Source organism: Hugonella massiliensis (genome assembly GCA_001486445.1).
GTDB lineage: Bacteria > Actinomycetota > Coriobacteriia > Coriobacteriales > Eggerthellaceae > Hugonella > Hugonella massiliensis.
Genome location: LN908984.1, coordinates 50,371 through 64,022 on the forward strand (window position 1 = coordinate 50,371; position 13,652 = coordinate 64,022).

Annotated in this window: 14 protein-coding genes; 12 read left to right on the forward strand and 2 right to left on the reverse strand. The window is 57.8% G+C overall.

Going from position 1 to position 13,652, the window contains the following annotated elements:
• Window positions 1-46: 46 nt before the first annotated feature.
• Complete coding sequence (locus BN3270_RS01305; RefSeq protein WP_058985405.1) at window positions 47-460, reverse strand: helix-turn-helix domain-containing protein; 414 nt, start codon at window positions 458-460, stop codon at window positions 47-49.
• Between the two features lie 135 nt (window positions 461-595).
• Between BN3270_RS01305 and BN3270_RS01310 the strand changes: the two genes are divergently transcribed.
• The 8 genes from BN3270_RS01310 (at window position 596) to rlmN (ending at window position 6,969) form a co-directional block, all read left to right on the forward strand.
• On the forward strand, window positions 596-802 hold the full coding sequence (locus BN3270_RS01310) for a hypothetical protein (protein WP_024963414.1): 207 nt from the start codon (window positions 596-598) through the stop codon (window positions 800-802).
• Window positions 789-1,862 (forward strand): site-specific integrase, encoded by a 1,074-nt coding sequence (locus BN3270_RS01315; protein WP_058985495.1) that lies wholly within the window; start codon window positions 789-791, stop codon window positions 1,860-1,862. Before BN3270_RS01310 ends, BN3270_RS01315 begins: the two co-directional genes overlap by 14 nt.
• 2 nt (window positions 1,863-1,864) lie before the next feature.
• Window positions 1,865-2,236, forward strand: a complete 372-nt coding sequence (locus BN3270_RS01320) for a plasmid mobilization protein (RefSeq protein ID WP_058985406.1) — start codon at window positions 1,865-1,867, stop codon at window positions 2,234-2,236.
• Window positions 2,237-2,320: 84 nt separating this feature from the next.
• On the forward strand, window positions 2,321-2,830 hold the full coding sequence (locus BN3270_RS09385) for a hypothetical protein (RefSeq protein WP_148335440.1): 510 nt from the start codon (window positions 2,321-2,323) through the stop codon (window positions 2,828-2,830).
• A gap of 412 nt (window positions 2,831-3,242) precedes the next feature.
• Complete coding sequence (locus tag BN3270_RS01325) at window positions 3,243-4,148, forward strand: putative RNA methyltransferase (protein ID WP_039688992.1); 906 nt, start codon at window positions 3,243-3,245, stop codon at window positions 4,146-4,148.
• A gap of 231 nt (window positions 4,149-4,379) precedes the next feature.
• Window positions 4,380-5,753, forward strand: a complete 1,374-nt coding sequence (locus BN3270_RS01330; protein WP_058985407.1) for an ISL3 family transposase — start codon at window positions 4,380-4,382, stop codon at window positions 5,751-5,753.
• 9 nt (window positions 5,754-5,762) lie between these two features.
• Entirely contained in the window at window positions 5,763-5,966 is a 204-nt protein-coding gene (locus BN3270_RS09175) for a cysteine-rich KTR domain-containing protein (RefSeq protein ID WP_082673255.1), read from the forward strand.
• Window positions 5,967-5,982: 16 nt separating this feature from the next.
• Window positions 5,983-6,969 (forward strand): 23S rRNA (adenine(2503)-C(2))-methyltransferase RlmN, encoded by a 987-nt coding sequence (rlmN, locus tag BN3270_RS09180; RefSeq protein WP_082673256.1) that lies wholly within the window; start codon window positions 5,983-5,985, stop codon window positions 6,967-6,969.
• 106 nt (window positions 6,970-7,075) lie between these two features.
• On the opposite strand, the gene BN3270_RS01335 is transcribed toward rlmN, so the two are convergent.
• The gene (locus BN3270_RS01335; RefSeq protein ID WP_058985408.1) at window positions 7,076-8,449 is read right to left on the reverse strand and encodes an ISL3 family transposase; all 1,374 of its coding nucleotides are present in this window, start codon (window positions 8,447-8,449) and stop codon (window positions 7,076-7,078) included.
• 255 nt (window positions 8,450-8,704) lie between these two features.
• On the opposite strand from BN3270_RS01335, the gene BN3270_RS01340 reads away from it, so the two are divergent.
• The 4 genes from BN3270_RS01340 to BN3270_RS01355 all read left to right on the forward strand — a co-directional run bounded on the left by BN3270_RS01340 (window position 8,705) and on the right by BN3270_RS01355 (window position 12,809).
• Window positions 8,705-9,682 carry a Spy0128 family protein gene (locus BN3270_RS01340; RefSeq protein ID WP_058985409.1) on the forward strand — a complete coding sequence of 326 codons (978 nt, stop codon included), beginning with the start codon at window positions 8,705-8,707 and terminating at the stop codon, window positions 9,680-9,682.
• A gap of 1,496 nt (window positions 9,683-11,178) precedes the next feature.
• On the forward strand, window positions 11,179-11,841 hold the full coding sequence (locus tag BN3270_RS01345; protein WP_271711873.1) for a DUF3800 domain-containing protein: 663 nt from the start codon (window positions 11,179-11,181) through the stop codon (window positions 11,839-11,841).
• A 225-nt stretch (window positions 11,842-12,066) separates the two neighbouring features.
• The gene (locus BN3270_RS01350) at window positions 12,067-12,333 is read left to right on the forward strand and encodes a hypothetical protein (protein WP_058985411.1); all 267 of its coding nucleotides are present in this window, start codon (window positions 12,067-12,069) and stop codon (window positions 12,331-12,333) included.
• Between the two features lie 5 nt (window positions 12,334-12,338).
• On the forward strand, window positions 12,339-12,809 hold the full coding sequence (locus tag BN3270_RS01355; protein WP_058985412.1) for a hypothetical protein: 471 nt from the start codon (window positions 12,339-12,341) through the stop codon (window positions 12,807-12,809).
• The last annotated feature ends 843 nt before the right edge of the window (window positions 12,810-13,652 follow it).

The window sequence follows — 13,652 nt, forward strand, 5'->3', positions numbered from 1 at the left end:
TTGCGGGGGTAAAGCCACCTGCTCGCGTTTCAGTAAATATTTACTCCTAGAACTTGGCCTTCCAGTCGGCGTATTCCTCCGATGTGATCTCTCCGGATTCCAGCTCGTTTCGCTTTGCGGCCCAGGCCTTGAGCATCTGAGTCGTCTTGGGTGCCTTCTCGGCAGACGCGTCGATAGAAAGACCAGAGCCATCCTCAGCGGGCACGATGCCGAACTCATCCTCTAGCTGCAGAAGGAGGCCCAGGAGGTCTCGGGCGTTCTCCACACCGAAGTCCTTCAGGGCAAGCGGAGAGATATCGAGAGCTTCAGCGATAGCTTCCACCTGAGGCTGCTTGGGGGTCCTGAAATCCGTCTCGTAGTGGCGGATCGCACCCTCCGAGACGCCGATCCTCTCGCCCAGCTCCCCCTGGTAGAGCCCGCGAAGCTTGCGGTAGTACCTGATTTTCTCGCCGGTAGTCATCTTCCCTCCTGAATATCTAAACCTCGTAATTCTAGCACCGTACGTAAACGTACGCAATTTCTTGACAGTACGGAAACGTACGATTATGATTCGCTCATATCAAACGTACGCATTCGTACGATGTTAGGAGGATAAATGAACCAGGAAGAAAACAGGCCCACCATGCTCAACGCAGAGCAGGTCGCGCAGAGGCTGAACATGTCGAAGGGGTTCGCCTACAAGATCATCCAGGAGATGAACGAGGAGCAGATCAAGAAGGGCCGCGCGGTGGTCAAGGGCCGCGTCCGCTCCGACCACTTCGAGGCAAGATTCTTTGCCGGTGATGAAGATGCCCGTATATAGAAGCGAGAACGGGACCTTCTATTCACAGTGCTTCTACCGAGATGGCAGGGGCGCGAAGCGCCATAAGGTCAAGAGGGGCTTCGCCACCGAGCTCGAAGCGCTCATGTGGGAGAAGGATTTCTTGGCAGTCCACAACGGGACCATGGACATGCCCTTCGCGGACTTCGTCGACGTGTACGCCACCGAGATCAAGCCTCGAATCAGGGAGCACACCTGGCTGACCAAGGAATACATGATCAAGGACAAGATCATTCCCTTCTTCGGGAAAATGAGGATGTCCGAGATCAAGCCCATCGACGTCGTCCGCTGGCAGAACCAGCTTATCGACCACAAGGACGCCAACGGGAAGCCGTACTCGGCCACCTACCTCAGAACCATCAACAACCAGCTGAACGCCATCTTCAACCATGCCGAGCGCTACTACGACCTGACGGGCAACCCGTGCAGGAAGGTAACGAAGATGGGCTCGAAGAAAGGCGGAGAGATGAACTTCTGGACGAAGCAGGAGTATCTGAGGTTCTCGGAGGCCATCATGGACAAACCTCTTTCCTTTTACGCTTTCGAGGTCCTCTACTGGACAGGTATCCGCTGTGGAGAGCTCCTCGCCCTCACCCCATCCGATTTCATCTTCGAGACCTCGGAGCTCAGCATCACGAAGTCGTATCAGCGTTTGAAGGGCATCGACACCATCACCGACCCGAAGACTCCGAACTCCGTGCGAAGGATCGCCATGCCCAAGTTCCTCGCCGAGGAGATGAAGGAGTACCTGGAAGACTTCAGAGACGACCTTGGTCCCCATGACCGCATCTTCGACGTGACGAAGTACTACCTGACGCACGAGATGGAGCGCGGATGCAAGGAGTCCGGAGTCAAGAGGATCAGGGTCCATGACCTGAGGCACAGCCATGTCTCCCTGCTCATCGAGATGGGCTTCTCCGCGTTGGCGATCGCTGATCGCGTTGGCCACGAGAGCACCGATATCACCTACCGTTACGCCCACCTCTTCCCGAACAAACAGACCGAGATCGCCAACGCTCTTGAGTGCACCAAGGAGGGCTAGCCATGCCCTGCCCTAACTCCGCGCGCAAGAGGTCGAAGACCATGGCTTTCAGGGTGAGCCCGGAGGAATACGAGCGGATCACCAATTTGGCCAAGTTGAGCGGGATGGACAAGCAAGATTTCATCATGGCCAAACTGATGGATCACGAGATAGTCGTAAGACCCTCTACGAGGGTCTACAAGGCCTTGAAAGACGCAATGGCGGAAATATACCAGCAACTGCTCAGAATCCGCGCAGGAGGCGAGCTGGACGCCTCAATGGAGGAAACTATCGGACTGCTGGCGAAGTTCTTTGACGGCCTTGCGCCAGCTGCAGACACCACCAGCAATATCGACCGAGAATACGAAAGTGTTTGGGATCTTGAGAGATACTAGGGTGTCCGTTGGTAGGGACAAGGTGCCATCGTACTCATCGTAAAATTCTTCTGGCATTGATACACAACGACAGGGGTTTGGCATATGAATTTCAATGCGTGCGTAAGGCCCGAAACCATCAGCAGCCCAACTAGCTTGGCGCATCCTTTTGGACGCGCCAAGCTAGTTATCCCCAATCAAAAGAACGATTATGGGAAGAATGAATCCGCCACGCTCGAAGACCTGTATGGGATGGAATTTGTAGCGGCCTACGTCCTTTGTAACGCTTACGCAAACGGTGAAGCGAAACCTCAGGCCGTTTTATTTCGATTTGAGAACTGCGATGTTCTGCTTAAAGTTAATCGGTGTTCAGGTTGTTTAGAGATGCAATTGGAAGCTCTTGATCTTCGAGCAATCCGTTATTCAGTCCCACTCAATCAAGATTGCTATTACTGGCAACTCGACTATAGTTCCTTGCATTTAACTGGGAATACCCTGATTTCTTTCAAGCTCAAACTGGACTCATCAAGCAACGATGCACAACGAGCTGAGTTTAACCTTGGAAATGGGAGGATAATCTTTTCACCTGCTGAAGGTTATCAATCTTCTTATTGAGTATCTCGGCATTCTTTCTTCTGCCAATGCCCTGGCGGGCAGATCCACCCCCCTTTCGGCTGGTTCGGGGGCACAGGCATGCCCTGACGGGCAGATCCACCGCCCTTTCGGCTGGTTCGGGGTCGCAGGCATGCCCTGGCGGGCAGATCAGCGCCTTTTCGGCAGGTTCGGGGGCGCAGGCATGCCCTGACAGACGGCTGCATTGCCCATATGCGTTTTGCGCGCGAGGACCCTGTTGCTCCTGTCAAAAGCGTGGCGAAATGAAGTGGCCCAAAAGAGGGCAGCAGAATACCGAAATCCCAGCTTGAAATAGCTCAGCTATTTGTCACTGTGCGGTTCTGCCTGCTGTGATTAGCCATGCACTGCTGGGGAAGACTCATCTGCTAGAATTGCTTGGACGAAAGGAGACGCAATGGTACTCGACAGATACGCGCGATTTGCTGACAGCGCCGACGTGCTCTCTTGCCCCCTTTGCCACAGCGCCCTGAAGCTGCAGGAAGGGAGCCTCGTATGTCCGAAGAGGCACTGCTTCGATATCGCAAAGCAGGGGTACGTAAACCTTCTAGGGCCCTCCAGGCAGTCAGCCCACTACAGCAAAGAATCCTTTGAGAGCCGCATGGCAATCCTGGAGGCAGGGTATTACGACCACGTGAAAGAAGCCGTCCTCACCGCGGTAGGAAGGGCCCTTTCCCCAAGCGAGGGTCCTGCAGCTGTGAACGCGACGCCATTCCGCGTGCTCGACGCGGGATGCGGAGAAGGCTTCTATGCACGTGCAATCCGAGAAAACCTCTGTGTCGACGTGGTGGCGTTTGACCTCTCAAAAGACGCCATGCTGATGGCGGCCCGCCACGATTCCAGAAAGGCGGTCAAATGGCTGGTTGGCGACCTGACGAACATCCCCGTGCTGAAAGGCTCCATCAACTGCGTGGTGGACGTATTCGCTCCCTCGAACTACGACGAATTCAAGCGCGTTCTCACCCCAACCAGAAACGCCTCCGCGCCAGGAGTGCTGGTCAAAGTGGTTCCAGGCAGCAATCATCTTACGGAGCTGCGCCACCTTGCTGAAGGATCTTTGCGCAGCAAGGAATACTCAAACCAGCTGGTGACCGATTGCTTTGAGAAGCACTTCAAGATGACCGACCGCATCAAGGTGACGCGCACCTTCGAGATGTCCGAAAGGGACGTCCGCGTGTTCGCCGAGATGACGCCGCTGCTGTTCGGCATCGACGCGGAGTCCCTAAATCTATCGCGTGTGAAAAGCATCACCATCGAGGCTGAATTGCTGGTGGGCACCCCTCGCTCCCAAGGCCCTTCATGAGCTCAGCCAGCTCATCATCCTCTTAATTGCAGGGCTGAAGGACAGCCCTTGTCAACCGCCCCAGAAGAAATCTGGCTCTTCGGTGGTTTCTGTGGGAGAGATTCCGGCATAGGCCCAGCTCAGCGGGCGAAAACAACGATCTGGAACTGAAACGGCCCCGGGAGGGGCCGTTTCCGCGTCATCCGCCTATGATTGCTAAGCCAAATTCAGACAACCGAAGAGGTGTGACGCATGAAGAGTCTACTACTTCTCGCCCTCGGTCTGGCCCGCACGGTCGTCCTGGGCGCGCGCATCGAGGCCGAGCGCATCGTCGTGAGCGTCCGGCCCTACAAGCGCGAGCAGCGCCGCTGCCCCGTATGCGGCAGGGCCTGCGACTTCTACGACATGGCGAACCGCGGGGCCCCCAGGCTGTGGAGGGCGATGGACCTGGCGCGCTCGGCCTGCTACCTGGAGTACGCGCCCTGCAGGGTGCGCTGCCCGGAGCACGGCGTGCGCACCGAGGCCGTCCCCTGGGCGCGGCACGGGGCGCGCTTCACGCGCGACTTCGAGGACTGGGTGGCGTGGCTGGCGGTCCGCTGCACCGCCTCGGCGGTCTCCGAGCTCGCCCGCGTCGAGTGGCACAGCGTGGGCGGCGTGTGCAGGCGCGTCTACGCCGAGCTGGAGGCCGCGCGCGGCGCCTCGAGGTTCGACGGCGTGCGCCGCATCGGCATCGACGAGACGTCGTACAAGAAGGGCCACAAGTACGTCACGGTGGTCGTCGACCACGACCGCGGCTGCCTCATCTGGGCGCACGAGGGCACCGGCAAGGACGTGCTCAACCTGTTCCTCGACGAGCTCACGCGCGAGCAGAGGCGCGCCATAGAGGTGGTGACCGCCGACGGCGCGAGGTGGATAAGGCAGCTGGTCAAGCGCCGCTGCCCCAACGCGAGGTGGGTCATGGGCCCCTTCCACGTGGTCCAGTGGATGAACGACGCGCTCGACGCCGTGCGCTGCGAGGAGTGGAACGCCGCCAGGGCCGCCGCCAGGGCCGCCAGGCCCAGGCCCGAGGGCAAGCGCGGCAGGCCTGCCAAAGGCGAGCTGCCGCCCGAGGAGGTCAGGGCGCTCGAGGAGGAGGCGGCCTCCATCAAGGGCAGCCGCTACGCGCTCGTGAAGAACCCCGAGGACCTCACCGACGGCCAGAGGGCGAGGCTCGAGGCGCTCAAGAAGAGGGCCGGCTCGCGGCTGGTCAGGGCCTGGGAGCTCAAGGAGGACCTGCGGGCCGTCTTCCGGGCAGCCGACGGCTCCGAGGCCGCCGAGCTGCTCGACGACTGGATGCACAGGGCCGCCTACTGCAAGATCGCCAAGGTCGGCGCCGTGGAGAAGAAGGTGCGCCGCCGGCGCGACGACATCATCGCCGCAGTCGAGCTCGGCATCAGCAACGGGCGCGTAGAGGCCATCAACAACAAGATCAAGGTGACGGTGAGGATGGGCTACGGCTTCCGCAACACCGACAACCTCGTGGCCCTGCTCATGCTCAGGTGCGGCGACTGCCAGCCCCAGCTCCCGGGTCGCCCGGTGAAGGCGAGGAAGAAGGGCGTGAAGGGAGCGAAGAGCGTTGCTGCCTAGGCTAGCCCCTTGTCACACAAACTACCGAAGCCTCAAAAATATTGGATAAAATGTCCGATTTGTAACGGAAAGACGAGAGTTCAAGTATTTCATAATACTGTATTAAAAGATTTTCCTCTTTTCTGCCCTAAATGCAAATTGACGCATATCATTGATGTAGAAAAATTAGAGATTGTAATCAAAAATACAGAAAAACAAACTTTTATTATTTAGAAGAAAGGATATAAAAATGAAACGTTTACCTAAATATACGCCTGCGGAAGTACGGAATGATCCATACGGATTTACTTACAAAGAAATGTCGGAAGTTATTGGCGAGAATGAAGCAAAAGCCTTATATGAAGAATTATATAAGCAATTACCACGCAAAAAAAATCTATCAATGTTGGTAAAAAATATTTGCAAAAGCAGTGATACTGAAAAGTATGTTTACGAACTGAAAGACAACAAATACATTGAAACGGTTTTTATCAAGCGGCGAGATGGTGGAACTGTTTGCGTGAGCACACAAGTCGGTTGTCCTGTTGGTTGTATTTTTTGTGAGTCCGGGCGAAATGGCTTTGTTCGTAATCTAACATCGTCAGAAATCGTACAACAGATTATATTGTTGCGTCGAAAAGTAAACCGTATCGTTTTTATGGGTATGGGAGAGCCTTTATTCAATTATGACAACTTGATAAAAGCAATCCATATTCTCCGAGATAGATATGGGCTCAACTTTCCAACCGACGGCATTACCATATCAACAGTTGGTCCGGTCGATCAATTAAAAAAATTGCGCGAGGAACATCTTAAAATTCAGTTGACAATATCTTTACACGCAGCAACACAATCTGCAAGAAATCGTATTATTCCTCACATGCGCATATATGCTATTGAAGATGTTGTTAAGCAAGCCTTATCCTATTCTGAAAGGCATAATCGCAAAATTGTCTTTGCGTATTTGCTTTTACCGGGTATAAATGACCGGCCCTCAGATGTAAGACAACTTGCAAAATGGTTTCGGGGCAAAAAAGTTATGATTAACGTGTTACAATACAACCCAACAAGCAATTCAAGAATTAAAGCACCACAGAAACGGGAAATAGTTGCATTCAAACATCAATTAGAGCAAGCAGGACTTGAAGTTACTATAAGAGTTTCTCATGGCAGAGAGATTAACGCGGCTTGTGGACAGTTAGCTAACACATATAATAAATTCAAAAAAAATGATTAAAAGTGCCAGACGCATAGACGCAGAGCCGATAACGCATTAGGTCAAAAAACCTATGTGTTATCGGCTTTTTTAGAGGCTTCGGTAGTTTGTGTGACAAGGGGCTAGCCTAGGCAGCAACGCTCTTCGCTCCCTTCACGCCCTTCTTCCTCGCCTTCACCGGGCGACCCGGGAGCTGGGGCTGGCAGTCGCCGCACCTGAGCATGAGCAGGGCCACGAGGTTGTCGGTGTTGCGGAAGCCGTAGCCCATCCTCACCGTCACCTTGATCTTGTTGTTGATGGCCTCTACGCGCCCGTTGCTGATGCCGAGCTCGACTGCGGCGATGATGTCGTCGCGCCGGCGGCGCACCTTCTTCTCCACGGCGACGACCTTGGCGATCTTGCAGTAGGCGGCCCTGTGCATCCAGTCGTCGAGCAGCTCGGCGGCCTCGGAGCCGTCGGCTGCCCGGAAGACGGCCCGCAGGTCCTCCTTGAGCTCCCAGGCCCTGACCAGCCGCGAGCCGGCCCTCTTCTTGAGCGCCTCGAGCCTCGCCCTCTGGCCGTCGGTGAGGTCCTCGGGGTTCTTCACGAGCGCGTAGCGGCTGCCCTTGATGGAGGCCGCCTCCTCCTCGAGCGCCCTGACCTCCTCGGGCGGCAGCTCGCCTTTGGCAGGCCTGCCGCGCTTGCCCTCGGGCCTGGGCCTGGCGGCCCTGGCGGCGGCCCTGGCGGCGTTCCACTCCTCGCAGCGCACGGCGTCGAGCGCGTCGTTCATCCACTGGACCACGTGGAAGGGGCCCATGACCCACCTCGCGTTGGGGCAGCGGCGCTTGACCAGCTGCCTTATCCACCTCGCGCCGTCGGCGGTCACCACCTCTATGGCGCGCCTCTGCTCGCGCGTGAGCTCGTCGAGGAACAGGTTGAGCACGTCCTTGCCGGTGCCCTCGTGCGCCCAGATGAGGCAGCCGCGGTCGTGGTCGACGACCACCGTGACGTACTTGTGGCCCTTCTTGTACGACGTCTCGTCGATGCCGATGCGGCGCACGCCGTCGAACCTCGAGGCGCCGCGCGCTGCTCGAGCTGGGGCGTAGAGGTGCATGCCAGCGCCGCCCACGCTGTGCCACTCGACGCGGGCGAGCTCGGAGACCGCCGAGGCGGTGCAGCGGACCGCCAGCCACGCCACCCAGTCCTCGAAGTCGCGCGTGAAGCGCGCCCCGTGCCGCGCCCAGGGGACGGCCTCGGTGCGCACGCCGTGCTCCGGGCAGCGCACCCTGCAGGGCGCGTACTCCAGGTAGCAGGCCGAGCGCGCCAGGTCCATCGCCCTCCACAGCCTGGGGGCCCCGCGGTTCGCCATGTCGTAGAAGTCGCAGGCCCTGCCGCATACGGGGCAGCGGCGCTGCTCGCGCTTGTAGGGCCGGACGCTCACGACGATGCGCTCGGCCTCGATGCGCGCGCCCAGGACGACCGTGCGGGCCAGACCGAGGGCGAGAAGTAGTAGACTCTTCATGCGTCACACCTCTTCGGTTGTCTGAATTTGGCTTAGCAATCATAGGCGGATGACGCGGAAACGGCCCCTCCCGGGGCCGTTTCAGTTCCAGATCGTTGTTTTCGCCCGCTGAGCTGGGCCTATGCCGGAATCTCTCCCACAGAAACCACCGAAGAGCCATATTTTTCCATTGAGCAGGATGCTTCCGACCCGCATAAAATTAAGATTTCGAACACGAAGGCAGTCGACCGATCAACAACCACGTACGTGCGCTTCATGGTCGATATGAGCAACGTGCCCGTCGGCTACACCGTGAAGAACTCGGTTGGCGGAAACACGACGAAGACCACGAAGTACGGCGGTGGGCTGGTGCTGACGGCGAAGAAGACCATTGACGGCAACGGCACCCCGAAGGACGGACAATTCGCATTCCAGCTGGTGTCTGACAACGATACGGCGATTCAAACGAAGCGCTGCGATGGCACAGGCGCCATAACGTTCGACGAGATTTCCTACAGCATCAGCGATGTAGGAAAAACCTTCACGTACCAGGTGAAGGAGGCCCCCGGAGATGACGCCTCTTATACTTACGATTCCAGCGTGTACACCGTGACGGTGACGCCGCAGCTCGAAACGGACAGCGACGGGAACCCGACCGGGATCATTATCGCCACCCCCAGCATCAGCAAGGCTGGCACCGCCGTTGACGGCATGGCGTTCGACAACACTTCTAACACCGGTAGCCTGAGGCTGACCAAGACCTCCACCGGGCACGAGACGCCCGCCTCGGCCGAATTCGCGATCTCCGGGCCCGGCGGCTGGAGCAGGACCGTCACCTACGGCGAGCTCCAGGGCGGCAGCATCACGCTGGACGGCCTGCCGGTGGGCACCTACACCGTCAAGGAGAGCGGGGCCGACGTCGCCGGTTGGACGCTGTCGGTCGGCGGGGACGCGACGGCCGAGGTGACGAAGGGCGGCACGGCCGAGGTCTCGCTCGAGAACGCCTACACGCAGGACACCGGTAGCCTGAGGCTGACCAAGACCTCCACGCAGAGCACAAGCAATTCGGCAAGCACCGTGGAAACGCCTTCTTCGAGTTCCAGCGTGCCCGAAACGGGCGATTCCGTTGGCATGGCATCCTGGCCGCTAGCGTTGATTGCCGCGAGTGCTGCAGGGGCGCTACTCTTGGCAAGCCGCCGACGGAACAAGGGCGGCGACAAAAATGCGCGATCAGCGGCGTCTTCGAAAAGCTAGTCTGCCATAGTTTCGGTCATTTCAAGGCGAGCCGCATGAGGACGGGCGGCTCGCCTTTTTTAAGGCACTCAGGATCGAGGCACAGTCAGGCGTCGTTTTACGCTCCCCCCGCGATTGAAGAGGTTTAGGAATATCCCTTTCTCGATGTTGCTAATCAATGCGTCTCACCTGTGTCCCCAGCACCTTGCGGGCGGCGATCACGACGTCGCCCGCCCTGGTAAAAATCGGGGCTCACGTTGCCCGCAAGTTACATCGGTACGTCCTGCAATCGAGGCACCGCCTGAAATCGGTCTCATTCTACTGCAGCAAGCCCGATGACGGCTGCTGGACGCGATTGGCAGCCATCGGGCTTGCCGCCTCTGGGTGGGGCTCCGTCGGCACAGGATTATTCCGCTTGTAGCAGGTGGCTTAGAGGTGATGTCGGAAACCGTGCTCTCGAATGGCGGTATCCGCAGGTCAACAGCATTATTCCGAAAAGATGCCGATTATTCTCCGAGGGCCGCGCGGGCGTTGTTTCGGGATAATCGCGTCTGGGACCGATTGCGGTACCAGCGATTATTCTTCTCCGTTGTTTTCGCAGATGGGAAGCCCTGCCGAGCAGTACCGGCAACTACTGCATGTGTTGGGTGGTACTGCATCGGTACCACCCCTGGTACTGCGGTGGTACCGCGATTTCGGGCCATTTACGAGCATAGAGGATAAAAGTATACCCAGGTCAATGCCCGGGTTGGTGCTATGGGAAGTGCTAATTTTCATTATCGAGTGGGAGTGAAGTCCATGCCCTCCATGCAGCCCGCAGGGTTCATGGAGCCCGATTTGATGCGCTGACATGTAATAGCCACTTGCAACTTTGAATGAATAATTTTCCGACGGACGGCTCCGAAAATCGCTTTCGGAGCCGTTTCTTTTGCGCATTCACCTGCGCTTTTATTCTCGAGCCATTACACAGCAGCGACGAGACGCGACGAAACTCGGCTCGGTGCCAACCCAGACAGCACGTGAAACGGCAACTTTTACAATGAATAATTAAAAACGGCCGATTTCGCGGTTTGCAGTACCAGCACGGTACCGCCTCCTCCCAAAAACGCTTTCCAAAAAAGAAACCGCAGGTAAAGTGCGAGAATTATTTTCGTCCGATGCGGGTCTTGACAAACGAAGGGCCACGGAGCGGTGAGCGTTTCGGGACGCCTTCCCGTCTGGGGATCCAGACGAAATTATTCTCGCGATTCGTCCCAATACCCCTGAAAACCCGTTTCTGGGACGGGCTCCATCCCGTTCGGGGCCGGGGAATGGCTTCGCCGGCCAAACACGGGCGCGATCCCCGCGGACCGCGCCGGGCGTTCCGGCGCCCTCGTCCCGGCAGTGCGCGGTGGGACCCTCGACAGCCCAGCCCGCCCGTGGTATAAACTGATTGGCGATCCCAATAGGATGGCCTCCAAGTGCCGGGGCCTTTTTCCCCGGCGTTTTCTTTATCTAGGAGTTCCCCCTTGAAAGAAGTGAGCTGCTTCGTAGACGAGTCGGGGTCGGACAACCTTCGGGACCGCTACTACCTCGTCGCCCTCGTCCTGCACGACCAGTCGGACCCCATCGCGCACGAGATCGAGCGCTACGAGTCCTCCCTGCGCGACAGGGGACTCCCGGACATCCCGCTGCACGCGGGGCCTCTCATGACGGGCCACGAGGACTACGAGGGCATGGCCATAGCGGACCGCAAGAGGATGCTCTCGTCGTTCCGCGTCTTCTTCCGGAACATCCCGATACGGTACACGTGCATAGGGCTCAGGCTCTCCGAGTACGCGGACGCGGAGCGCGTCGAGGCCGCCATGCGACGCGGCATATCCGACTTCCTCTTCGACCACCTCGAGTACTTCCAGGGGTTCGACGAGGTGAAGATCTACTACGACAACGGCCAGGCGACCGTGGCCCATGCGCTGCACCGGGCGATGGACTTCGCCCTTTCCAAGGACGCGGTCGTCTACCGCGCCGCCGCGCCCGAGAAGTACCGGCTCTCCCAGGCGGCCGACTACGTGTGCACTATGGAGCTCGCGGCCCTGCGGTACCGCGACAAGCGGGCCACGGCCACCGACGAGAAGTTCTTCGGCGGCTGGTCGCAGTTCAAGAAGGGCATACTGAGGGAGATGCGGGCGAAGCGCTTGTGAGGTGGTTTTCGGTAGCCCTGACGATGCGGCGACGTTTCTCCAAAGCATAAGGTTTCCGGATGTGCAGCCGCACTTCTGACAGCAGTTCCCGGCTTAACGCCAACACCGAATGGAAGTACGCTCTCCATCAGTTCGGGCCTGTAATTCTTCGGCCGCCGGGAAGCGCTCTCCTAAAGCGACTGCGTGGCGCACAGCCGCCCAGGCAAGATTCGAAGGAGGACCGCAATGTTCGACATGACGCTCGATGAGGAGAACGACTTCCTCGATGAGCTTCTGCGGAGATCTGACATCATCTGCGGCGACAGCAGACCGGACGAAGACTGCCCGGTCGATGGCTATGTCGCGCTGACATGCCCGAAATGCCACCGCGGAAAGATCCAAACCACGTGCATGTCCACCGTCGGGACGGCAAGCTGGTCTTATGGAGCTTCGAGCATCGCTGCGACAATTGCGGAGAGGCGTTCGAGACCGGCCGGCTCCGGAAAGGCATGAGGCTGATGAGTCGGTTCGATGTGCTCCATTCCCTGGAGACCCCTTTCGGGAGGTTTCATGCGCTCGTCGGCGAATCCGGGATTCCGTTCAGGCATCGGGCAATCAGCCACAAAATCGGCGGCAGGTACGGAGAAGTGCGGTTCCACGACATCGACGTAGACATATCCGGCTGCTCCGTCGGCGACGTCGTGAGCTGCCGCTTCGAGGGGCCCGCTTGGTGCACTACGACGCCGACGTGCGAATCGAGTTCAAATGCGGGGTCAGCGAGGAATTCGCCATCGAGGTTGGCGCGTACAATCCGGAGTTCGACATCTACGGGGGGGACGGAATATGAGAAAGAGCTCGAGGGGGAGTATCCCTACGACCTCCTCAGGGAGACGTGGGAAGGGTTCGACTACGTAATCCAGAGGGACCCGAAAGGCTACGACGCCGAAGCCTTCTACCCTCCGGGTTCATCTCCCTCGGGGTCGCTGTGATGCGGAAGCCGTACGAATCCTTCACCTTCGACGACGCGGTGGAGCAAGACCTCGATTTTCGGCTATGGCCTTACTGACCGAACTAAGGACGGGCGAGAACATCCGCCAAAGCGGCGCCCGAATCTCCTCCCGTAGACTGACGCGAAATTAAACCATTAGTTGCAGGTGGCTTGCAGGTGATGCCGGAAAACCGCGCTCCAGAATTGTCGTTTCCGCAGTTCAACGCCATTATTCCAGAAAGTTGCCGATTATTCTCCACGGACCGTGAAAACGTCTTAACGGGTGGATTCGCTCCCAAGCCCGGTTACAGTACCAGCGATTATTCCTTTTCGGCGTTTCCGCAGGTGGGAAGGGTCGTCGGGCAGTACCAGCAACTACTGCAGGTCCGGGGTGGTACTGCAGCGGTACCACCCCTGGTACAGCGGTGGTACTGTGATTTTCGGCCATTTCCGGGAACTGGGAATAATGAAAAGCCCAGGTCAAGGCCCGGGCTGGTACTGCGGAAAATGCTCGTTTTCATTATTGAGTGGGAGTAAATTGGGCGTTTACCTGGGGTTTTGCGCATACTCTTCATGTGTTCCACAGGGTTCATAAAGCCCAAACTGGTACTGTAATTCACGATAGCCACTCGCAACTTCATGTGAATAATTTCATCGAGAACGGCTCCGGAAATCGCTCTCGGAGCCGTTCCTTTTGCGCGTTCACCTGCGCTTTTATTTTCGGGCCATTACACGGCAACGACGAGACACGACGAAAATCGGCTCGGTGCTAACTCAGACAGCACGTGAAGTTGCAACTTTTGCAATGAATAATTAAAAACGGCCGATTTCGCGATTTACAGTA